Annotated in this window: 18 protein-coding genes; 16 read left to right on the forward strand and 2 right to left on the reverse strand. The window is 60.3% G+C overall.

Annotated features, from left to right (window positions below; all coding sequences use genetic code 11):
• Positions 1 to 29: 29 nt before the first annotated feature.
• From PMI36_RS13905 to PMI36_RS13890, 4 genes are all read left to right on the forward strand, one after another.
• Positions 30 to 2462: a TonB-dependent receptor gene (locus tag PMI36_RS13905; RefSeq protein WP_008072359.1), complete on the forward strand. Its 2433-nt coding sequence runs from the start codon at positions 30 to 32 to the stop codon at positions 2460 to 2462.
• A gap of 63 nt (positions 2463 to 2525) precedes the next feature.
• Positions 2526 to 3710, forward strand: coding sequence for an ABC transporter substrate-binding protein (locus tag PMI36_RS13900; RefSeq protein WP_008072360.1), 1185 nt, complete (start codon positions 2526 to 2528; stop codon positions 3708 to 3710).
• Positions 3707 to 4768, forward strand: a complete 1062-nt coding sequence (locus PMI36_RS13895; protein WP_008072361.1) for a FecCD family ABC transporter permease — start codon at positions 3707 to 3709, stop codon at positions 4766 to 4768. Before PMI36_RS13900 ends, PMI36_RS13895 begins: the two co-directional genes overlap by 4 nt.
• A complete protein-coding gene (locus tag PMI36_RS13890; RefSeq protein ID WP_008072362.1) occupies positions 4762 to 5517 on the forward strand; it encodes an ABC transporter ATP-binding protein in 756 nt (251 codons plus the stop codon). The genes PMI36_RS13895 and PMI36_RS13890 overlap by 7 nt, the downstream gene beginning before the upstream one ends.
• A 9-nt stretch (positions 5518 to 5526) precedes the next feature.
• On the opposite strand, the gene PMI36_RS13885 is transcribed toward PMI36_RS13890, so the two are convergent.
• The gene (locus PMI36_RS13885; protein WP_032830466.1) at positions 5527 to 6465 is read right to left on the reverse strand and encodes a site-specific integrase; all 939 of its coding nucleotides are present in this window, start codon (positions 6463 to 6465) and stop codon (positions 5527 to 5529) included.
• A gap of 388 nt (positions 6466 to 6853) precedes the next feature.
• On the opposite strand from PMI36_RS13885, the gene arnB reads away from it, so the two are divergent.
• The 8 genes from arnB to PMI36_RS13845 are packed head-to-tail and all read left to right on the forward strand — an operon-like array spanning position 6854 to position 15678.
• The gene (arnB, locus tag PMI36_RS13880) at positions 6854 to 8002 is read left to right on the forward strand and encodes a UDP-4-amino-4-deoxy-L-arabinose aminotransferase (protein WP_008072364.1); all 1149 of its coding nucleotides are present in this window, start codon (positions 6854 to 6856) and stop codon (positions 8000 to 8002) included.
• Positions 7999 to 9018, forward strand: a complete 1020-nt coding sequence (arnC, locus tag PMI36_RS13875) for an undecaprenyl-phosphate 4-deoxy-4-formamido-L-arabinose transferase (protein ID WP_008072365.1) — start codon at positions 7999 to 8001, stop codon at positions 9016 to 9018. The genes arnB and arnC overlap by 4 nt, the downstream gene beginning before the upstream one ends.
• Positions 9015 to 11021, forward strand: a complete 2007-nt coding sequence (gene arnA / locus PMI36_RS13870) for a bifunctional UDP-4-amino-4-deoxy-L-arabinose formyltransferase/UDP-glucuronic acid oxidase ArnA (protein ID WP_008072366.1) — start codon at positions 9015 to 9017, stop codon at positions 11019 to 11021. Before arnC ends, arnA begins: the two co-directional genes overlap by 4 nt.
• Positions 11021 to 11905 carry a 4-deoxy-4-formamido-L-arabinose-phosphoundecaprenol deformylase gene (gene arnD / locus PMI36_RS13865; protein ID WP_008072367.1) on the forward strand — a complete coding sequence of 295 codons (885 nt, stop codon included), beginning with the start codon at positions 11021 to 11023 and terminating at the stop codon, positions 11903 to 11905. The genes arnA and arnD overlap by 1 nt, the downstream gene beginning before the upstream one ends.
• Positions 11902 to 13551: a lipid IV(A) 4-amino-4-deoxy-L-arabinosyltransferase gene (gene arnT / locus PMI36_RS13860; protein WP_008072368.1), complete on the forward strand. Its 1650-nt coding sequence runs from the start codon at positions 11902 to 11904 to the stop codon at positions 13549 to 13551. The genes arnD and arnT overlap by 4 nt, the downstream gene beginning before the upstream one ends.
• Positions 13548 to 13892, forward strand: a complete 345-nt coding sequence (gene arnE / locus PMI36_RS13855) for a 4-amino-4-deoxy-L-arabinose-phosphoundecaprenol flippase subunit ArnE (RefSeq protein WP_008072369.1) — start codon at positions 13548 to 13550, stop codon at positions 13890 to 13892. The genes arnT and arnE overlap by 4 nt, the downstream gene beginning before the upstream one ends.
• Complete coding sequence (arnF, locus tag PMI36_RS13850) at positions 13889 to 14302, forward strand: 4-amino-4-deoxy-L-arabinose-phosphoundecaprenol flippase subunit ArnF (protein ID WP_008072370.1); 414 nt, start codon at positions 13889 to 13891, stop codon at positions 14300 to 14302. Before arnE ends, arnF begins: the two co-directional genes overlap by 4 nt.
• The gene (locus PMI36_RS13845; RefSeq protein ID WP_008072371.1) at positions 14299 to 15678 is read left to right on the forward strand and encodes a UDP-glucose dehydrogenase family protein; all 1380 of its coding nucleotides are present in this window, start codon (positions 14299 to 14301) and stop codon (positions 15676 to 15678) included. Before arnF ends, PMI36_RS13845 begins: the two co-directional genes overlap by 4 nt.
• Before the next feature lie 375 nt (positions 15679 to 16053).
• Here PMI36_RS13845 and PMI36_RS13840 read toward each other — a convergent pair whose 3' ends face one another.
• A complete protein-coding gene (locus tag PMI36_RS13840) occupies positions 16054 to 17019 on the reverse strand; it encodes a LysR family transcriptional regulator (RefSeq protein ID WP_008072372.1) in 966 nt (321 codons plus the stop codon).
• Positions 17020 to 17324: 305 nt separating this feature from the next.
• On the opposite strand from PMI36_RS13840, the gene argH reads away from it, so the two are divergent.
• The 4 genes from argH (at position 17325) to PMI36_RS13820 (ending at position 21490) form a co-directional block, all read left to right on the forward strand.
• A complete protein-coding gene (argH, locus tag PMI36_RS13835; RefSeq protein WP_008072373.1) occupies positions 17325 to 18752 on the forward strand; it encodes an argininosuccinate lyase in 1428 nt (475 codons plus the stop codon).
• Positions 18753 to 18958: 206 nt separating this feature from the next.
• Positions 18959 to 19837 carry an amino acid ABC transporter permease gene (locus PMI36_RS13830; protein ID WP_007900206.1) on the forward strand — a complete coding sequence of 293 codons (879 nt, stop codon included), beginning with the start codon at positions 18959 to 18961 and terminating at the stop codon, positions 19835 to 19837.
• Between the two features lie 10 nt (positions 19838 to 19847).
• The gene (locus tag PMI36_RS13825) at positions 19848 to 20612 is read left to right on the forward strand and encodes an amino acid ABC transporter ATP-binding protein (protein WP_007900205.1); all 765 of its coding nucleotides are present in this window, start codon (positions 19848 to 19850) and stop codon (positions 20610 to 20612) included.
• Positions 20613 to 20665: 53 nt separating this feature from the next.
• Positions 20666 to 21490: an ABC transporter substrate-binding protein gene (locus PMI36_RS13820; protein ID WP_008072374.1), complete on the forward strand. Its 825-nt coding sequence runs from the start codon at positions 20666 to 20668 to the stop codon at positions 21488 to 21490.
• The last annotated feature ends 167 nt before the right edge of the window (positions 21491 to 21657 follow it).

A 21657-nucleotide genomic window follows, 5' to 3' on the forward strand; every position in this document is an offset into this window, starting at 1 on the left:
CTCAACCTCGTCGAAAGGGTCATCACTCCATGTTCGTTGCACGCCCTCCGTGTTCGGATCGCTCGTTGAAACTGGCTGTCCGTAGCGCGTTGCTAAGCCTTGCCCTGACCGGTGCCGTCAGCCCGACAGCCTCGGCCGCCGCGCCGGTACAGCTGGATGCCGCAGCTACCCGCGCCTACAACATTGCACCGGGGCCATTGGGTGCAACGTTGTCGAGATTTGCCGTGGACGCCGGCATTGCCCTGTCATTTCAGCCCTCGATGACCGAAGGCCTGACCAGCCCGGGCCTGTCGGGCACATACTCGACGCAGGAAGCGCTCAGCCGATTGCTGGCCGGCAGCGGGCTGGAAATCGTCTCGCGCAATGACGGCAGCTATACCCTGGCACCGCGTCCGGCCGACAGTGCAGGCGGGTTGACCCTTGACGAAACCACGGTCAACGGCATCGACGCTCGCACCAATAGCCTGCCGCCAGCTTATCCAGGCGGTCAGGTCGCCCGCGGTGGGCGCCTCGGCATGCTGGGCAACAAAGATGCAATGGACGCGCCCTTCAGCGTCAGCAACTACACCTCGGCACTGATGAAGGATCAGCAGGCAGTCACCGTGGCCGATGTGCTGGAGCGTGACTCCTCGGTGCGCTCCACGGGCCAGACCGGTGGCATCGTCGATTCCTTCTTCATCCGCGGCTTCCCGGTGGGTGAAGGCAACCTCGGTGAGTTGGCGTTCGACGGCGTGTACGGCGTGGCCCCCAACTATCGGGTATTCACCGAGTACGCCGAACGCATCGAAGTGATCAAAGGCCCTGGCGCCTTGCTCTACGGCATGTCACCCAACAGCGGCGTCGGTGGCGTAATCAACGTGGTGCCCAAGCGCTCTCTCGATGAAGACCTGACCCGGTTCACCGCCAGTTACGCCATGAACTCGCAGATCGGCGGGCACATCGACGTCAGTCGGCGCTTCGGTGAGGAACGCCAGTTCGGCGTGCGCATCAACGGCAGCACCCAGCAAGGCGACACCGCCATCGACGATCAATCCCGTGACGTCGATATCGGTTCGATCTCGCTGGATTATCAGGGTGACCGCCTGCGCACCACCCTGGACCTGATCAGCCAGAAGGAACAATTCGACGCCGCGTCACGACCGTTCCTCGTTGCTTCCGGCGTGGAGATTCCGTCCGCAGCCAATGGCCGTACTAACGTCAGCCAGGACTGGGGTTGGTCTGAAACCCGTGATAAATCCGCCTTGCTCGGCGCCGAGTACGACCTCAACGACGCCCTGACCGTGTTCGCCCACGCGGGCGGCGGCAAGTCGGATGTCGCGCGAATGTCCGACCAGACCCCGACCATCCTCAACAGCGCTGGCGATACGCGCTCGGTCCCCGGCTATTACAAATTCGAAGTCGAGCGCTACACCGTCGATGCCGGTGCCCGCGTGCGCTTCGACACGGGCCCGATCAGCCACAGCACCACCGTGCAAGTCACCCGTTACCGCGATGAGTTGTCCAGGGGCATCAACTCCGGCCCGGCGGTTCTGTCGAACATGTATCACCCGGTCGACCGTCCGAAACCATCGATTGCCAGCCCCGATGCGCTGAAAGTCTCCGAGACCGAACTGTCCGGCGTGGCCCTGGCCGACACCCTGTCGATGATGGACGAACGTTTGCAGGTCACCCTCGGCCTGCGCAAGCAGAATATCCAGTCCGATAACTACAACACCGCCGGCGTGGTCACCACCTCGTACGATGAAAGCGAAACCACGCCGCTGTTCGGGGTGGTGGTCAAACCCTGGGATCACGTTTCGTTCTACTACAACTACATCGAAGGCTTGAGCAAAGGCGACATTGCGCCTGCCACGGCCTCGAACTCGGGCGAGATCTTCGCACCTTACATCTCCCGGCAACAGGAGGTCGGGGTCAAGGTCGACTACGGCACCTTCACCTCTACACTCGCCCTGTTCCAGATCAAGAAGCCCAGCGGCGAACTGGCCAACGGCGTGTTCTCGGTGCAAGGCGAGCAACGCAACCGTGGCGTCGAGTTGAACGTGTTCGGTGAAATCGCCCAAGGCACGCGCCTGCTCGGTGGCGTGACCCTGCTCGACGCCGAACTGACCAAAACCGGCACCGCCGCCAATCGCGGCAATAAACCGGTGGGTGTGCCCGAGGTTCAGGCCAACCTCTGGGCCGAATGGGATACCCCGTGGGTCGAAGGTTTGACGCTGACCAGCGGCGCGATCTACACCGGCAGCCAATACGTGAACCAGGCCAACACCCAGGAACTCGACCCATGGACTCGCTTCGATGTTGGGGCGCGTTACGCCACCCGCATCGCGGAACGCCCCACCACGTTCCGGGCGACGGTGCAGAACGTGTTCGATCGTGAGTACTGGTCCGGTGTCGCGTCTTACGGCGCTTTCTCCCAAGGTTCGCCGCGCACCCTGCAATTGTCGGCCTCCGTCGATTTCTGAAAACGTTCAGCCCGAGCAGTGGCCTGAGCCGCTGCTCGGGCTGGCCCTGTAAAGGCTTCAACCATGGCATCTGTTTATCGACACAGCCACGCCTTCGTTGCCCTGCTATTGGCAGGAGTGTTGGGCGTGGCGTTGTTTTTTTCACTGTCGCCGCGCAATGCGGTCGCCGCCGCTCAGGACCCTGCAGCAGTCACGGTGACTGACTTGCTGGGCCGCGAGGTCAAGGTGCACCTGCCGGTCAGACGGGTGATTCTCGGCGAAGGTCGACAGCTGTACCTGGTCGCCGCACTGGATACGCAGAACCCGATCGAGCGCATCGTCGGTTGGCGCAAGGACTTGATCCAGTCCGATCCGGACACCTACGGCGCCTACCTGCGCAAATTCCCCGACATCGCAAAGATCCCCACCTTCGGCGGCTTTGAAGACGGCACGTTCGACATCGAGCAAGCGATCTCGCAGCAGCCCGACGTGATCATCCTCAACATCGAAGCCCAACATGCCACTGAAGACGCTCGCTACATCGAGAAACTCGACGCCTTGGGCATCCCGGTGGTTTATGTCGATTTTCGCAACAACCCGATGGACAACACCGAACCGACCATGCGCCTGTTCGGCAAGCTGTTCGGCAAGGAAGCGCGTGCCGAGGCGTTCATCGATTTTCGCAACCAGCAGATCCGCCGCGTCACCGACGTCATCAAGGCCAGTCAAGCGCCGCGCCCGAACGTGTTCATCGAGCGTATCGGCGGTTACACCGACGACTGTTGTCTGAGTTTCGGCAATGAGAACTTCGGTCGTTTCGTCGAGATGGCCGGCGGCAACAACATCGCCAAAGGCATCATTGCGGGCACCTTCGGCCAGTTGAACCCTGAACAGGTGATCGTCGCCAACCCGGATCACGTGGTCGTGACCAGTGCCAACTGGGAAGCCTTCGCGCCCAGTGGGCGTTGGGTCGGCGTCGGCCCGGGCGCCGACCTCACAGAGGCCCGACGCAAACTGGCCTGGTACACCCAGCGCCCGGCATATGCCGGGATCAAGGCTCAGGACACTCAGGCGTTTCATGCGATCTGGCACCAGTTCTACAACAGCCCTTACCAATTCGTGGCCATCCAGCAACTCGCCAAATGGTTTCACCCGACACTGTTTGCCGACCTCGATCCCGACGCCTCATTTCGCGAACTGCATGAACGATTCCTGCCGGTACCGTACGAGTCGGGTTACTTCGTCAGCCTGAAGGAGAGCCGTCAATGAGTTCTCTGGGTGAAGTACAGATCGTGCAGCGCGATACCTACCGCCAATTGGTGCTGCGCAAACGGCTGATCCTCGCGGCGTTGGTGGTGTTGCTGGTGTGCAGCGTGTTGCTGGATCTGGCCCTGGGCCCCGCCAGTTACAGCTTGAGCGAAGTGCTCAATGCGCTGTTCTCACCGGACACCGCCTCGGCGCAAGTGCGGGTGGTGATGTGGGAAATCCGTCTGCCGGTGGCGCTGATGGCGGTGGCGGTCGGCGCGGCGTTGTCGCTGGCCGGCGCGCAGATGCAGACCATCCTCAACAACCCCCTCGCCAGTCCTTTCACCTTGGGCATTTCCGCCGCCGCCAGTTTCGGCGCAGCCATGGGCCTGGCCTTCGGCGTGGCGCTGTTCCCGTTGGCGGCGCAGTACATGGTGCCGGTGAATGCCTTCATCATGGCGATGCTTTCCGCCCTGCTGATCCACTTCCTGAGCATGCGCCGCGGGGTGACGGCGGAAACCATCGTGCTGCTCGGCATTGCGCTGGTGTTCACCTTCAATGCGCTGCTGGCGCTGGTGCAATTCTTCGCCACCGAACAAGCGGTCGCGGCGGTGGTGTTCTGGACCATGGGCAGCCTGACCAAAGCCACCTGGCCAAAACTCGGGGTGATCTGCCTGGTAATCCTGATCACCCTGCCGATTTTCGCCAAACGCGCCTGGGCTTTGACTGCCCTGCGCCTGGGTGATGACAAGGCCGCGAGTTTCGGGATCAACGTGCGCAGCCTGCGCTTTCAGACGCTGATCATGGTCAGTCTGCTCGCCTCGTTTCCGGTGGCATTTGTCGGCACCATCGGCTTTATCGGCCTGGTCGGGCCGCATATCGCGCGGATGCTGATTGGCGAAGATCAGCGGTTCTTTTTACCCGCCTCGCTGTTGACCGGCTCGCTGATCCTGTCTGCCAGTTCGGTCGTCAGTAAAACCCTGATCCCGGGCGCGATATTTCCCATTGGCGTGGTCACCTCGCTGATTGGCGTGCCGTTCTTCATATCTCTGATTCTCAGTGGGAAGAAAAACTCATGGTGAAGATCCAGCTTGAGAACCTCGGCGCCCGCTACGGCCAGCGCGAGATCATTTGCGGCGTGACCACCGCGACCTTCTCCGGTGGCCAGGTGGTCGCCGTGGTCGGGCCGAACGCGGCGGGCAAGTCGACCCTGTTCAAGCGCATCGCCGGGCTGATCGATGGGCCAGGCCAAGTCATTCTGCAAGACTCAAAAAAGGGCTCACAAGGCATCAGCTACATGCCGCAAGGCCTGAATGCCAGCGCCCGCCTGACGGTTTACGAGTCGGTGTTGCTGGCGCGCAAACAACTGACGCCTGGCTGGGTCGTGCACGACGACGAGTTGAGATTGGTGGACGATATCCTTGGCGCGCTGGGGATCACCGAGCTGTCTTTCCGTAACCTCGGCGAACTCAGTGGCGGCCAGCAACAACTGGTGTCGATTGCACAAACCCTGGTGCGCGAGCCGGAAATCCTGCTGATGGACGAACCGACCAGCGCCCTCGACATGCATCGGCAGGTGCAAGTGCTGAACTTCATGCGTGCATTGGCACGTAAACGCGAGGTGATCGTGTTCATCGCGATCCACGACCTGAATCAGGCCCTGCGCTTTGCCGATCAGGTGCTGGTCATCGCCAACGGCACCAGCCAGGGCAGCGGGCCCAGCGATGAAGTGATCACTGAGCAGATGCTGCGCGAGGTCTACAAAGTCGAAGCGCGGATCGAGAAATGCAGCCGTGCCCAAAGCCACATTCTGATCGACGATATCGTCTGAAACCCGCCGTCAAAGGTCGAAGCGGTCCACTGCCCGACGGCGTTCATTGTCGTCGCGCACATCATAATTGGCCGTGGTCTGGATGTTGCTGTGGTGGGCCAGTTTCTGCGCGATCGACAGGTCGTGCTCTTCAATCACTCGGGTGATGAATGACCGCCTGAAATCGTGCGGCATGATTTTCACCCCGACTTGCGCACCGCGTTGCCGGGCAATGTAGTAGATCGCATGCTTGGTGATGCGCTCGCGGGTAATGTGGCTGCCACGGCGGATGCGGTTGAACAGGAACGGATCATCCGTCTCGCCCTCCTTTAACTGCGAACGCCGCAACTCCAGCCACGCATCCAGTTTGGCGAAGGCCCAGGCTGGCGCGTACTTGATCAACTGTTTGTTGCCCTTGGCGGTGACGCACAGGCTGCGCTCGGTGAAATCCACCTGGGCGAGATCCAGATTCACCGATTCCGATTTGCGCATCCCGGAACCGTACAGAATCCCGATGATTGCCGCATCCCGTAGCCCTTGTGGCCGAGGATCGGCGGCGCAGACCTCCATCAAGTCGCGAATCAAGGTGCGCTTGAGGTTGCGCCCCTGGGACAGTCGCGTGCCGGCAATGCCTTTGACCGAACGCATTTTCAGCAGATGCTCCTGACTGATCAGGCTCATGCGCCACGCTTCGTTCATCACCCCGCGCACCGCATTAACGTAGAGCGACGAGGTATTGGGCGCGTAGCCGTCTTCGCGCAAGGTCGCCACCAGTGCAACGACATCCTCGGGCTGCAGTTGATGCCAGGGAATCTCTTCGATGTTCATGTCTTCGAAGTCCAGACGGTCGGCGGCGTCCTGCAATACATAACGCATGGTCAACTGGCTGGACGGTGCCAGACGCGCCAGGTACAGGGTTAACGGGTTGGCTTTTGAAGCGATGGATTCAGTAGCAGGTAAGTCAATCAATGAAACGGCCTTGGAAATGAATAAGTTCAACAAAACAACTAAGCAATGCAACACAAGTCCTATAACGCGGACACATCTGTAAGTCTTTTCCTATAAAAATCGCAATAAACGGCAGAAGTCTGAACAGTGGCTGTATGAGCTTCAGATAAACGATTCGCCTACCGGTTTTTCATGTTCCTTTCACAAAACCGCGCTTAACCTCCATGGATCCGAAATAACACCTTGTAAGCGTCCAACGTGCCGGCCACGACACGAAAAGTCAACCAATGTGATTTGTCACAAGCTTCTGGCAACTGCTTGATGCAGCTTTCGTTTTAGCGTCTACGCTAATGTTGGATCCAATGTTTTCGACCTGTAAGGCTATTCATTTTTCAGCTGCGAGGTGCCCATGAATCAGGCGTTTCTCCCCTTCTCGCGCCCCAGTATCGGCGATGAAGAAATTGCTGCCGTAGAGCAAGTACTGCGCTCCGGCTGGATCACTACCGGGCCGAAAAACCAGCAACTGGAAGAACACTTCGCCAACTATGTCGGCTGTCGCCATGCCGTCGCATTGTCCTCGGCCACCGGCGGCATGCACATCACGTTACTGGCCTTGGGAATTGGTCCCGGTGACGAAGTCATCACACCGTCCCAGACCTGGGTATCGACCGCCAACATGATCTGTCTGCTCGGCGCGACGCCGGTTTTCGTCGACGTTGACCGCGACACGTTGATGAGCGACCTGGCGAGCATCGAAGCGGCAATCACGCCGCGCACCAAGGCGATCATTCCGGTGCATTACGCCGGTGCGGCGTTCGACCTCGATCCGCTCTACGCGCTGGCCGACCAGCACGGGATCGCCGTCATCGAAGACGCGGCCCACGCGGCGGGGACGTTGTACAAAGGTCGTCATGTCGGCGCCCAAGGCACGGCGATCTTCTCGTTCCATGCGATCAAGAACATGACATGCGCCGAGGGCGCGATGTTCGTCAGTGACGATGAAGCCCTGGCGACTCGAGTGCGCATGCTCAAGTTCCATGGCCTGGGCGTCGACGCCTACGACCGCCTCACCCACGGCCGTAAACCCCAGGCCCAGGTGATCGAACCCGGCTTCAAGTACAACCTGGCCGACATCAACGCGGCCATAGCCCTGGTGCAACTGGAGCGTCTGGACGCAATCAACGCCAAGCGCACGGAGTTGGCCCAGACCTATTTGCAACGCCTGGAAGGCTTGCCAGTGCAACCACTGGCCATTCCGGCGCATGCGCAGCAGCACGCCTGGCACCTGTTCATTCTGCGTATCGACACCGAACGTTGCGGGCTGGACCGTGAGGCGTTCATGAAAGCTCTGCAAGAACAGAACATCGGTACCGGCATTCACTTCATCGCCACGCACCTGCACACGTACTACCGCCAGCGTTTCCCCAACATCTACCTGCCCAACACCGAATGGAATTCGGCGCGGCTGTGTTCGATTCCGTTGTTCCCCGACATGACCACCGATGATGTCGATCGTGTCGTCGGCGCCATTGAAACCATTCTGGATACAAGCCTGTGAGACCTTACCCAATCCGTTGCGTGTCGATCGTCATTCCGGTCTACAACGAGCAAGACAGCCTGCCCGAGTTGCTCCGGCGCACCGAAGCGGCGTGCCAGCAATTGCACCAGGATTACGAAATTGTATTGGTCGATGACGGCAGTCGCGACAATTCGGCGCAAATCCTCGAGGACGCAGCCAATCGCGAATGCAGCCCGGTGGTGGCGGTCATTCTCAACCGTAACTACGGTCAGCACGCAGCGATCATGGCCGGTTTCGAACAGTGCAAGGGTGATGTGGTCATCACCCTTGACGCCGACCTGCAAAACCCGCCAGAAGAGATCCCGCGGCTGGTGGCTCAGGCAGAACTGGGCTACGACGTGGTCGCCACGGTGCGCAGTAACCGTCAGGACTCGGCCTTGCGCCGCTGGCCGTCGAAGCTGATCAACCTCGCCGTGCAACGCTCCACCGGCGTTGCCATGAGTGACTACGGCTGCATGCTGCGCGCTTATCGCCGGACCATCGTCGACGCCATGCTCGCCTGCCGCGAACGCAGCACCTTCATCCCGATCCTGGCCAACAGCTTCGCCCGCCACACCACGGAAATTCTGGTGACCCACGCCGAGCGCGAACACGGCGAATCCAAATACAGCCCGATGCGCCTGATCAGCCTGATGTTCGACCTGATCACCTGCATGACCACCACACCGCTGCGATTACTGAGCATCGTCGGCTTCGGCATGGCCGGCCTCGGCCTGCTGTTCGCCGTCATGCTGATCGTCCTGCGCCTGGTCTTCGGCGCCGAGTGGGCCGGCGATGGTCTGTTTGTGCTGTTCGCCGTGCTGTTCGTTTTTACCGGCGGGCAATTCATCGGTATGGGCCTGTTGGGTGAGTACCTGGGCCGCATGTATAGCGACGTCCGGGCGCGTCCACGGTTCTTCATCGAAAAGGTTTTGCGTAGCACCCCCTCTGCCCCTGCTCCCGTTGTCACTGTCGACGGCCTCACTTCCACTTCTTCAGATCAGGTTCTCTCATGAGCGCAAAAGCTGTTGTCTTCGCTTATCACGATATTGGCTGTGCCGGCATCGAAACCCTGCTCAACTCGGGTTACGAGATTGCCGCCGTGTTCACCCATCCCGACGATCCGAAGGAAAACGCGTTCTATGGCTCGGTTGCGCAGCTGTGCGCGCGCAAAGGCATCCCGGTGCACGCCCCGGAAGACGCCAACCATCCGCTGTGGATCGAGCGCATCAGCAAGCTCAACCCCGATTACCTGTTCTCGTTCTACTACCGCAATCTGTTGAGTGAGCCACTGCTGGCCACGGCCAGTAAAGATGCGCTCAACCTGCATGGCTCGTTGCTGCCTCGCTACCGTGGCCGGGCACCGGCCAACTGGGTGCTGGTCAACGGTGAAACGGAAACCGGCGTGACCCTGCACCGCATGGTCAAACGTGCCGACGCCGGCGCGATCATCGCTCAGCAACGGGTGGCGATTGAGCGCACCGACACCGCGCTGACCCTGCACGGCAAATTGCGCCTGGCTGCCACCGATCTGTTGCGCGACACCCTCCCCGCGCTGCTTCAGGGCAAAGTCAGCGAAACGCCTCAGGACGAATCCCAAGCCACGGTGTTCGGTCGCCGCACCCCGGCGGACGGCAAACTGCTCTGGAACAAACCGGCTGAAGAACTGTTCAATCTGGTCCGCGCCGTGACCCAGCCTTACCCGGGCGCGTTTTGCGCAGTGGGTGAGCACAAGCTGATTGTCTGGAGCGCCGATGTCGTCAAGGGCAATGAAGGACTGGCACCGGGCCGGGTCATCAGCGTCGACCCATTGCGTATCGCCTGCGGCGAAGACTCGCTGGTGATCAACGCCGGCCAGCGTAACGACAACGGCCTGTACCTGAGCGGCCCGCAACTGGCCAACGAACTGGGGCTGGTCGATGGCTCGGTGCTGCGAGGCGCCGAATCGGGCCGTGCGCCGCGTCGCACCCGGGTGCTGATCCTCGGTGTCAACGGCTTCATCGGCAATCACCTGTCCGAACGCCTGCTGCGTGACGACCGCTATGAAGTGTACGGCCTGGACATCGGCTCGGACGCCATCGAGCGCCTGCGCAGCCATCCGAACTTCCACTTCGTCGAAGGCGACATCAGCATTCATTCGGAGTGGATCGAGTACCACATCAAGAAATGCGACGTGGTTCTGCCGCTGGTGGCGATTGCCACGCCGATCGAGTACACGCGCAATCCGCTACGGGTGTTCGAACTGGACTTCGAAGAGAACCTGAAACTGGTTCGCTACTGCGTCAAGTACAACAAGCGCGTGATCTTCCCGTCGACCTCCGAAGTCTATGGCATGTGCCAGGATGGCAACTTCGACGAAGACAGCTCCAACCTCGTGGTCGGTCCGATCAACAAGCAACGCTGGATCTACTCGATCTCCAAGCAGTTGCTCGACCGGGTGATCTGGGCTTACGGCCAGAAAGGCCTGAATTTCACCCTGTTCCGCCCTTTCAACTGGATGGGCCCGCGCCTGGACCGTCTGGATTCGGCACGCATCGGTAGTTCCCGGGCCATCACCCAACTGATCCTGAACCTGGTGGAAGGCACACCGATTCGCCTGTTCGACGGCGGTGAGCAAAAACGCTGCTTCACCGACATCGCCGATGGCGTCGAAGCCCTGGCACGGATCATCGACAACGAGAACGACGCCTGCAACGGCCAGATCATCAACATCGGTAACCCGGATAACGAGGCCAGCATTCGTCAGTTGGGCGAAGAACTGCTGCGTCAGTTCGAGGCTCACCCGCTGCGCGCCAACTTCCCGCCATTCGCCGGCTTCCGCGATATCGAAAGCAAAGCCTTCTATGGCACTGGCTATCAGGACGTGTCTCATCGCAAACCGAGCATCGCCAACGCCAAACGTCTGCTTGACTGGATACCAACGGTGGAGATGAGCGAGACCATCGGCAACACGCTGGACTTCTTCCTGCGTGAAGCCATGCTCGAAGTCGCGGAGCGATCTACAGAAGAATCATGCTGATGCAGGCAGGCCTACGAATCGATGTCGACACTTACCGAGGCACCCGTGAGGGGGTGCCGCATCTGCTGGACATGCTCGACGAGGCTCAAGTCAAGGCGACGTTTTTCTTCAGTGTCGGGCCGGACAACATGGGCCGCCATCTGTGGCGCCTGATCCGCCCGCAGTTCCTCTGGAAGATGCTGCGTTCCAACGCCGCCGGCCTGTATGGCTGGGACATTTTGCTGGCCGGCACCGCGTGGCCGGGCAAACCGATCGGCCGCGACCTCGGGCACCTGATGCGTCAGACCCTGGCGGCAGGGCATGAAGTCGGCCTGCACGCCTGGGATCACCACGGCTGGCAGGCCAATGCCGGGCGCTGGAGCGAGGCGCAGTTGATCGAGCAGATTCGCCGTGGCGTCGACAGCCTCAGCGACATCCTCGGGCAAAAGGTCGAGTGCTCGGCGTCTGCCGGTTGGCGGGCGGACGAGCGTGTGATCGAGGCCAAGCAGGGTTTCGGCTTTCGCTACAACAGCGATTGTCGGGGCCAGCGCCTGTTCCGGCCGACGTTGGCTGATGGCAGTCCGGGGACACCGCAGATTCCGGTGGACCTGCCGACCTTCGATGAGGTGGTCGGCCCGAACGTCGCCGCCAAGGACTTCAACGCGTTCATTCTTGAGCGGTTCACCCCGCAAGCACTCAACGTCTACACGATCCATGCCGAAGTAGAAGGGATTCTGATGGCCAACGATTTCCGTCAACTGCTGGCCGATGCGCGCCGGCAGGACATTCATTTCCAACCCCTGGGTGACCTGCTGCCCGAGGCACCCGCCACGTTGCCCATGGGTCATGTTGCGCGCGGCACCCTCGAGGGCCGAGAAGGCTGGCTGGGGGTACAAGGCGCATGAGCAAGCGCTGGGCACTGCCGTTTTTACTGGCCGTTTTGGCGTTGGCGTACTTGCTGCCGCTGGGCACCCACGGTTTATGGATTCCCGATGAAACCCGTTACGCCCAGATCAGCCAGGACATGCTCCTGAGCGGTAACTGGGTGTCGCCGCACTTCATGAGCCTGCGTTACTTCGAAAAGCCAGTGGCCGGCTATTGGATGATCGCCATCGGCCAAGCGCTGTTTGGCGACAACCTGTTTGGTGTGCGTATCGCCTCGGTGCTGAGCACCGGGCTGAGCGTGTTGCTGTGTTATCTGATCGCCCGCCGGCTGTGGAACGAACCGCGCAAAAGCTTCGCCTGCGCGCTGCTGTACATGAGTTTTACCATCGTCGCCGGGCAAGCCGGCTACGCCAACCTCGATCCGCAATTCACCTTCTGGGTCAATTTGAGCCTGGTGGCTTTGTGGTTTGCGCTGGACAGCGTCAGCCGTAGCCAGCGTCTGCTCGGTTGGGCGGTGTTGGGGCTGGCCTGCGGCATGGGCTTCATGACCAAGGGGTTCCTCGCCTGGCTGCTGCCGGTGCTGATCGCCCTGCCCTGGATGCTCTGGCAAAAACGCTGGCGGGAGCTGCTGACCTACGGCCCGGTGGCGATTGTCGTGGCCATCGCGGTGAGCCTGCCGTGGGCCTTGGCGGTGCACGCGCAGGAACCCGATTACTGGCGGTTCTTCTTCTGGCACGAACACATTCGCCGCTTCGCCGGGGATGACGCCCAGCATGACGCACCGTGGTGGTTCTATTTGCCGCTGCTGGTGGCGTTCAGTCTGCCGTGGGCGGCGTTGCTGCCGTCGGCACTGAAACAGGCGTGGCAGACCCGGCATCAGGCAGGCATCGCTTTCCTGTTGCTGTGGCTGCTGATGCCATTGGCGTTTTTCAGCCTGAGCAACGGCAAATTGCCGACCTACATCTTGCCCTGCCTGCTGCCCCTGGCGTTGTTGCTGGGCCATGCACTGGCCGACCGTCTGAAGCTGGAACAGGGCCGAGTACTGGGGATCAATGGCCTGCTGAACCTGATGCTGGGCCTGATCACCCTGATTGCGCTGATCTATCTGCAACTTAATAAACCGCTGTACGACCATGAACTGCACAACCTGGTGCTGGTGTTCATCGGCTTGATCGGCTGGATCATGGCTAATTTGCTGCAAGCGTTCCGCCCGTTGCAATGCTGGGCAGCACCGGCCTTCGGCAGTTTGCTGCTGATCGGTGTGCTGCCGGCCGGGCTGCCCGACTCTGTGGTGGCGAACAAGATGCCTGACCAGTTCATCCTCGAACACGCCGAGGAACTGGCGCAGACCGGCACGCTATTGAGCAATGACCTGGGCGCCGCTTCAGCCCTGGCCTGGCGCCTGAAGCGCCCCGACGTGGCGTTATACAACACGATAGGCGAATTGAAATATGGCCTCGCCTATCCTGATTCAGTGAAGCAGCGGGTCGACCCGGACAAGGTGCAACAGTGGATGCGCGAAGCCCGCCAGAGTGGTTCGGTCGGCGTGGTGATGCGGGTCAAGGGCGATGGCGAGCTGCAAGAAATCGAACGACTGCCCAAGGATGGCAAACGTTATGAACAAGGCAACCTGGTGATTCTGATCTTTCCTCAGGGGGCGTCATGAGCCTGCTGCTCGTATTGGCTGCCTGCCTGCTGACCTGCCTGGGCCAAATCGCCCAGAAGTACGCCGTGGAAAGTTGGCGCGGCAAGACGTCGGGCTGGGGCGAGAAACTACGCTCGCCGTGGCTGTGGCTGGCGCTCGCCTCTCTGGGATTGGGCTTGCTGGTCTGGCTGCTGGTGTTGCAGCGCCTCGAAGTCGGCGTCGCCTATCCCATGCTCAGCCTGAATTTTGTGTTGATCACCCTGGTCGCCCGCTTCGTCTTTCACGAAACCATCGACCGCCGTCACTGGCTGGGCGTGGCGCTGGTAATCGCTGGCGTGGCGCTGCTGGGGCAACACGCATGAGCCTGCGTCGCGGACTCGCCTTCGCCTTGGGCAGCGTGCTGCTGGGCAGCGCCGCGCAGTTGGGTATGCGCTGGAGCATGACCCGCCTGCCCCATCCCGAACAATTGATATCCGCCTTGAGCAACGGCAGCGTCGATGTGTCCGCCGTAGTCGTCGTGCTGGCCGCCATTCTCGCCTATGCCGTGTCGATGCTTACCTGGCTCGCCGCCCTGCGGGACTTGCCCCTGGGGCGGGCGTATTCACTGCTGAGCATCAGCTACGCGCTGGTGTACGTGCTGGCCGCCAGCCTGCCGCTGTTCAACGAAACCTTCAGCCTTTCGAAAACCCTCGGGGTGACGTTGGTCATCCTCGGTGTCATCACCATCAACTCTCGACCTGCTCACGCGCCCACAATCAGGAGAGCTCCATGAAAATCAGCGTATTTGGTAGCGGTTATGTCGGCCTGGTGCAAGCTGCCGTCCTGGCTGAAGTCGGCCACGACGTGGTGTGCATGGACATTGACGAGAAAAAAGTCGCGCTGCTGCAACAAGGCCACGTCAGCATCTTCGAACCGGGGCTGGCCAGCCTGGTGCGTGAGAGCCTGGAAGCCAAACGGCTGCAGTTCACCACCGACGAAAAACTCGCGGTGCAGCATGGCCAGGTGCTGTTCATCGCCGTCGGCACGCCGTCCCGGGAGGATGGTTCGGCGGACCTGCGCTACGTGCTGTCGGTGGGTGAAGCAGTGGCGCGTCACCGTGAACAACCGGTGATTCTGGTGGAGAAATCCACGGTGCCGGTGGGTACGGGCGATACGCTGCACGCGCATATCGAAAAGTGCCTGCTCAAGGTCGGTCGGCTGCTGCAGTTCGATATCGTCTCCAACCCCGAATTTCTCAAGGAGGGTTCGGCCGTGGCCGATTGCCGGCGCCCGGACCGCATCATCATCGGCTGTGAACGCGATGACGTGCGCGATGTGATGCGCGATCTCTACGCCCCATTCAATCGCAACCATGACCGCATCATGTTCATGGACCTGCGCAGCGCCGAGCTGACCAAATACGCCGCCAACTGCATGCTGGCGACCAAGATCAGTTTCATCAACCAGATCGCCGAACTGGCCGAACACCTGGGCGCCGACATCGAATCGGTGCGGCTGGGCATCGGCGCCGATTCACGCATCGGTTACCACTTCATCTATCCTGGCTGCGGTTATGGCGGCTCATGTTTCCCCAAGGACATGCGCGCGCTGATTCACAGTGCCGAAGAAGCCCATTGCAACAGCGACCTGCTGCAAGCGGTGGAAGCCATCAACGAGCGGCAGAAACACAAACTGTTCGAACGCATCATCGCCTTCTACAAGGGCGACTTGCGTGACAAGACCTTCGCCGTGTGGGGCCTGGCCTTCAAACCCAACACCGACGACATGCGCGATGCGCCGAGCCGGGTTTTGCTGGAATCGCTGTGGGCTGCCGGGGCCCATGTGCGGGCGTTCGACCCGGAAGCCATGCAGGAAACCCAGCAACTTTATCCAGACGAACCGAAGCTGATGCTCATGGGTACGCCGGAATCGGTGCTCGCGGGTGCCGACGCTTTGATCATCTGCACCGAATGGCAGCAGTTCAAGGCGCCGGACTTCAACCTGATTCAGCAACGGCTTAACGCTCCGGTGATCTTCGACGGGCGCAACCTGTACGACGCCGAACGCCTGGCCCGCAGTGGCTTCCTGTACTTCCCGATGGGCCGTGGCGAATCACGCAACCTGCCGATTCCTCATCAGCAATGGCCAGCGGCCTCGGTCGTGGCGTGACGCGCCCATCTTCCAGCCCCCCTTTGTAGGAGCTGCCGAAGGCTGCGATTTTCTGACGGCTTTGAAGTTGCTGAAGATCAAGATCAAAGGATCGCAGCCTGCGGCAGCTCCTACATTAATTCGGTGTACGCAGTCTTGTCCTGGGGGCTGGCCGCTAGTTGCTGTTAACGGCACTGGAAGACGAGAACTCCACGGTCTGACTTTGACTACGTTTCACGACTTGCCCTGGAATGAATCGTTTTATCGGCAACTCGGTTTTGAAACTTTGAGCCGGGCTGAAATCGGCCCACGTTTAACGGCGGTGTTGAACAATGAAAGCAACCACGGTTTGCTTGGGGAGCGACGCTGTGCGATGCGCTTGACGCTGCGTTAGCGTCAAAACGACGCCTTCAAATCCACACCCAATGCCTGGGCAAACGCCTTTACCAGCGGACTACGCACAGTGTTGTGACGCAGGATCAAATTGAACGGCGTGACGATGTTGATCAGCTCCGGTCGCACCGCCCGAAACTGTCCCTGAGCCACCAGGGTTGCCGCGTAATGCTCGGGCAGAAAGCCGACGAAACGGCCGGTCTTGACCAGCAGCGCTACGGCTTCCACTTGAGTCGCCGAGGCAGAAAAGCTGTCGTAGCGGGCAAAATTCAGTTTGTCTCGATGGATCGCGTAGCGGTGGTTGATGCACTCATAATCCTGCAGCACGTTGCTGCCCATCTCCGCCTCCGGCACCGAAAACAGTGGATGGCCGACGGCGCAATACACGTACGAGCGTTCTTCATAAAGCGGGAAGTAATCGAACTCCTCTCTTTTCTGATAAACCGGCACGATCCCGGCCACTAACCGCCCCTCGACGACGCCCCTTTCCACCTCATCTAACTGAGACGCCTGAAGTTGAAACCTTACTTTCGGCGACTCTTCATTTATTTTTCTTAGCGCCGCAACTAACGGTGAATTATCGTCGGTGATCGTATTATCAATAACACCCACCCCAAGGTCGCCAATAAGTTCATTCTGCGCCGAACTAAGCCGGTCTCGAAAGTTGTCGACCGAGGCAAATAAATCGATTGAGGCCTGGTACACCAGACGCCCTTCTTCGGTCAGGTGAAAACCTTCCCGCCCTCGGGTACACAGGCGCATGCCGATACGAATCTCGAGGTCGGAGATCTGTTTGCTGATGGCCGCCAGGCCCACATTCAGCTCATTCTGCGCCGCACTGAAGCCACCCGCCTCGACCACGGCCTTGAATACTTTGAGCAGTTTGAAGTCCAGACCGCTGAGGGCCAGCGGTGCCCGATGTAGCGTTTTTGGCGGCGGGTTTCCGGAATTGGAAAGTGGGGTTTCCATAATGCTTATTTACCTCTGGCGCCCTATTCAACAATCTGTGTCCAACAACAAAAACAGTGCTGGCTAATAATAATGAACACAGAAAACAAAGCTTGGCAACCGTTAATAAATCCCGCAGATCAGTGCCAACTCACTGATTTCGAACTATTAAAAGCTGACATTTCGATCAGCTCTCGCCATTTAGCAACTGCGCTTTTCCCCTGCCCTTGAATTTGATTGAGCCGAACCACGCCCGAATGATTTTCGGCGGGTGTTTCAGGCTCTGCATACCGATTTCAATTCGCTTTACGACGAGGAAAACAACAATGTCTCAAACCACCGACCGTCTCTGGGGTGCCCGCTTCAAGAGCGGCCCGTCCGAAGCCCTGGCGGCCCTGTCCCGTTGCCCCGAGCGCTACTTTCGCCTCACCCCGTATGACCTCGCCGGATCCAAGGCGCATGCCCGGGAATTGCAGCGCGCAGGGCTTCTGAGCGAGCAGGAAACCCAGACCATGCTCGACGCTCTGGAGCGTATCGGTGATGACTTCCGTGCCGGCAGCATCGCGCCGACGCTGGATGACGAAGACGTCCACACGTTCATCGAGCGCCTGCTGACCGAACGCCTCGGCGCACTGGGCGGCAAGCTGCGCGCCGGCCGCTCGCGCAACGACCAGACCGCCAATGACCTGCGCCTGTTCCTGCGTGATCACGTGCGCACCCTGGCCGTCGAAGTGCTGGCCTTGCAACAAGCGCTGGTGGATCAGGCCGAGCAACACATCGAGAGCATCTGCCCGGGTTTCACCCATCTGCAACAGGCCCAGCCAATCGTCTTTGCTCACCACTTGCTGGCCCACGCCCAATCGATGCTGCGTGACGTGCAGCGCCTGGTGGATTGGGATGTACGCACCTCGCTGTCGCCACTCGGCGCGGCGGCCATGGCCGGTTCCGCCATCGCGCACCTGCCGCAGCAGTCGGCCAAGGAAATGGGCTACAGCGGTGTGTGTGAAAACTCCATCGATGCGGTGGCCAGCCGCGATCACGTTGCCGAGTTCCTGTTTATCGCCAGCATGCTGGGGATCAACATTTCCCGCCTCGCCGAAGAGTTCTGCCTGTGGTCGTCGCGGCAATTTCGCTGGGTCGCGCTGGACGATGCCTACGCCACCGGCAGTTCGATCATGCCGCAGAAGAAAAACCCGGACATCGCCGAACTGGCTCGGGGCAAGGCCGGTCGCCTGATCGGTAACCTGACCGGTTTGCTGTCGACCCTCAAATCCCTGCCGCTGTCGTACAACCGCGACTTGAGTGAGGACAAGAACGGCGTGCTCGACAGCGTCGACACACTGCTGCTGGTGCTGCCGGCCATGGCTGGAATGGTCGCGACCATGAAGGTCAACGTCGAAGAACTGCGTCGTCAGGCCCCGCTGGGTTTCACCCTCGCTACCGAAGTGGCCGACTGGCTGGCGGTGCGCGGCGTGCCGTTCAAGGAAGCTCACGAAATCACCGGCGCACTGGTCCAGGCCTGTGAGAAACATGAGATCGAATTGTGGGAAGCATCCCCGGCGCTACTGGCCGAGATCGATTCGCGCCTCAAACCTGAAGTGCGCGACAGCCTGACGCTGGAAGCCGCCATCGCCGCCCGCAGCGGCTGGGGTGGCACCGCGCCGCAACAGGTGCGCGAGCAGATCGGCCGACTGAAAACCGCCCTTGCGGCGCAGCAGCAATGGACCGAGAACTATCAGGGTTTCCGGCTCTGAGTTGGGACGCAAACCTGTGGGAGCGGGCTTGCTCGCGAATGCGGAGTGTCATTCAACACTGATGGCGACTGACACGGCCTCTTCGCGAGCAAGCCCGCTCCCACAGGGATCGTGTTTTATCCAGAAGAATCAGCGGCGGGCAGTCGATGCCGCTTTGAAATAGAGCAATACGCGCCGTTGTTATCGGCGGCGCACGGAGAACCAACATGAGCCAGACTCAGGCAGAACGACTCCAGTCGGAGCGCAAACTGGCGGAAAACCAGTTCGATATCACCCAGTACCAGCATGTGCCACGGCGTTACTACGGGCGGATTTTCTTCGCCACGGTGATCGTGATTGCGATTGTCGGCCTGGTACGGGCCTTCGCCGAAGGCAAGATCGAATGGTCGTACATCGGCCAGTTCCTTACCTCACAGGCCATTATGTGGGGCTTGCTCAACACCATCGTCATGGCGGTGCTGGCGATGGCGCTGGGCATCGTGTTCGGGGTGATCACGGCGATCATGCGCATGTCGGCCAACCCGATCCTGCGCTATGTGGCGCTGACCTACACCTGGCTGTTTCGCGGTACGCCGCTGATTCTGCAGCTGCTGCTGTGGTTCAACCTGGCGCTGATCTTCCCCACCATCGGTATCCCCGGCCTGTTCGAAATGGACACCGTGAGCCTGATGACGCCCTTCGCCGCCGCCCTCCTCGGCTTGAGCATCAACCAGGGCGCCTACACCGCCGAAGTGGTGCGCGCCGGCCTGCTCTCGGTTGACACCGGGCAGTACGAAGCCGCCAAGTCGATCGGTATGCCACGCCTGCAAGCCTTGCGCCGGATCATCCTGCCCCAGGCCATGCGGATCATCATTCCGCCAGTGGGCAACGAGTTCATCGGCATGGTGAAAATGACCTCCCTGGCGAGCGTCATCCAGTACTCGGAACTGCTCTACAACGCCCAGAACATCTACTACGCCAACGCCCGCGTGATGGAGCTGCTGATCGTCGCCGGTATCTGGTACCTGGCCACCGTCACTGTTCTGTCCTTTGGTCAAAGCCGTCTGGAGCGTCGTTTCGCTCGCGGCGCCGGCAAGCGTTCTTGAGGAGCCCCACATGAGAAGCATCGTCAAGGCCGTGAGCCTGAACAAGTACTACGACCATTTCCACGCACTCAAGGACATCAACATCGAGGTCGAGCAAGGCGAAGTGCTGTGCATCATCGGCCCGTCCGGCTCCGGCAAGAGCACCCTGCTGCGCTGCGTGAATCAGCTGGAAAAAATCGACAAGGGCGGCCTGTGGGTCGACGGCGAACTGGTGGGTTACCGCATCGTCGGCAACAAGCTGCACGAACTCAACGAGTCGCAGATCGCCCGTCAGCGCCTGGCGACCGGCATGGTGTTCCAGCGTTTCAACCTGTTCCCGCACATGACTGTGCTGCAAAACATCATCGAAGGGCCGTGCCAGGTGCTCAAGCGTTCGCCCAAAGAGGCGCACGAAGAAGCCTTGGAATTGCTCGCTCGCGTCGGCCTGGCCGACAAACGCAACAGCTACCCGATCGAACTGTCGGGTGGTCAGCAACAACGAGTGGCGATTGCCCGCGCGTTGGCCATGCGCCCCAAGCTGATGCTGTTCGATGAACCCACTTCGGCACTCGACCCGGAACTGGTCGGAGAGGTGCTGTCGGTGATGCGCGATCTGGCGCAGACCGGCATGACCATGATCGTCGTCACCCATGAACTGGGCTTCGCTCGCGAGGTTTCCAACCGCATGGTGTTCATGGACGAAGGACAGATCGTGGAGGCTGGAAGCCCCGAAGAAATACTAATAAGTCCGCAAAACCCACGCACCCAAAGCTTCATTTCTGCCGTTCGAACCTAAGCGCCAGCCTCGGAAATCAAGAGCTGCGTAATAACACTCATAAGAGAACGACCATGAAGAACATAGTTATCCCAGCAGTACTCGCAGGCGTTATGGCTTCCAGCTTCACCTGGGCCACCGAACTACCGGCCAGCATCAAGGACAAGGGCGAGGTCGTGGTAGCGATCATGCCGAACTACCCGCCGATGGATTTCAAGGACCCGGCCACCAACACCCTCACCGGCCTCGACGTTGATCTGGGCAACGCCTTGGCCGAGCGGCTGGGCGTGAAGATCAAATGGCAGGAAACCGGCTTCGAACAAATGATCAACGCACTGACCACCGACCGTGTCGACATGGTGATGTCTGGCATGACCGACACCGCTGAGCGTCAGGCCAGCGTGACCTTTGTCGACTACTTCACCAGCGGCCCGCAGTTCTACACCTTGCAGAAAAACAAGGACACGAACGAGATCGTCGACCTGTGCGGCAAGAAAGTCGGCACCAGCCGCCGCACCACCTTCCCGGCGGAAATCGCCGAGTGGAGCAAGGCCAATTGCGAAGCCGCCGGCAAACCTGCGATCAACGTGATCGGCACCGAAGGCTCGGCCGACGCCCGCGCGCAACTGCGTCAGAGCCGTATCGACGCGGCCATGCAAGGCAGCGAAACCCTGCCGTACCTCAAGACCCAGGAAAAGGACATGTACAAAACCGTGGGCCTGCCAATTTCCAAGCAGTTCACCGGGCTGGGTGTCAGCAAGAAAAAGCCTGAGCTGAGTGAAGCGGTGAAAGTGGCGATGCAGAGCATGGTCGATGATGGCAGCTACCAGGCGATCCTGAAGAAGTGGGACCTTGAATTGGGTGCAATCAAAACGGTGACCATTAACGCCGGCAAGTAATGGATCGGTGTGATGCCTTTGTGGGAGCGAGCCTGCTCGCGATAGCGGTCTGTCAGATGACAAAGATGTTGAATGTGTCGGCCCCTTCGCGAGCAAGCCCGCTCCCACACTGGATCCGGGTCGATCACAATTTTGTGGCCAACCGAAAAACCTGTGGGAGCGGGCTT

Source organism: Pseudomonas sp. GM79 (genome assembly GCF_000282495.1).
Lineage (GTDB): Bacteria > Pseudomonadota > Gammaproteobacteria > Pseudomonadales > Pseudomonadaceae > Aquipseudomonas.

Excerpts from the sequence above, each read along its gene's own strand:
- PMI36_RS13905 (WP_008072359.1), top strand. The coding sequence starts at position 30 with ATGTTCGTTGCACGCCCTCCGTGTTCGGATCGCTCGTTGAAACTGGCT.
- PMI36_RS13900 (WP_008072360.1), top strand. The coding sequence starts at position 2,526 with ATGGCATCTGTTTATCGACACAGCCACGCCTTCGTTGCCCTGCTATTG.
- PMI36_RS13895 (WP_008072361.1), top strand. The coding sequence starts at position 3,707 with ATGAGTTCTCTGGGTGAAGTACAGATCGTGCAGCGCGATACCTACCGC.
- PMI36_RS13890 (WP_008072362.1), top strand. The coding sequence starts at position 4,762 with ATGGTGAAGATCCAGCTTGAGAACCTCGGCGCCCGCTACGGCCAGCGC.
- arnB (WP_008072364.1), top strand. The coding sequence starts at position 6,854 with ATGAATCAGGCGTTTCTCCCCTTCTCGCGCCCCAGTATCGGCGATGAA.
- arnA (WP_008072366.1), top strand. The coding sequence starts at position 9,015 with ATGAGCGCAAAAGCTGTTGTCTTCGCTTATCACGATATTGGCTGTGCC.
- arnD (WP_008072367.1), top strand. The coding sequence starts at position 11,021 with ATGCAGGCAGGCCTACGAATCGATGTCGACACTTACCGAGGCACCCGT.
- arnT (WP_008072368.1), top strand. The coding sequence starts at position 11,902 with ATGAGCAAGCGCTGGGCACTGCCGTTTTTACTGGCCGTTTTGGCGTTG.
- arnE (WP_008072369.1), top strand. The coding sequence starts at position 13,548 with ATGAGCCTGCTGCTCGTATTGGCTGCCTGCCTGCTGACCTGCCTGGGC.
- arnF (WP_008072370.1), top strand. The coding sequence starts at position 13,889 with ATGAGCCTGCGTCGCGGACTCGCCTTCGCCTTGGGCAGCGTGCTGCTG.
- PMI36_RS13845 (WP_008072371.1), top strand. The coding sequence starts at position 14,299 with ATGAAAATCAGCGTATTTGGTAGCGGTTATGTCGGCCTGGTGCAAGCT.
- PMI36_RS13840 (WP_008072372.1), bottom strand. The coding sequence starts at position 17,019 with ATGGAAACCCCACTTTCCAATTCCGGAAACCCGCCGCCAAAAACGCTA.
- argH (WP_008072373.1), top strand. The coding sequence starts at position 17,325 with ATGTCTCAAACCACCGACCGTCTCTGGGGTGCCCGCTTCAAGAGCGGC.
- PMI36_RS13830 (WP_007900206.1), top strand. The coding sequence starts at position 18,959 with ATGAGCCAGACTCAGGCAGAACGACTCCAGTCGGAGCGCAAACTGGCG.
- PMI36_RS13825 (WP_007900205.1), top strand. The coding sequence starts at position 19,848 with ATGAGAAGCATCGTCAAGGCCGTGAGCCTGAACAAGTACTACGACCAT.
- PMI36_RS13820 (WP_008072374.1), top strand. The coding sequence starts at position 20,666 with ATGAAGAACATAGTTATCCCAGCAGTACTCGCAGGCGTTATGGCTTCC.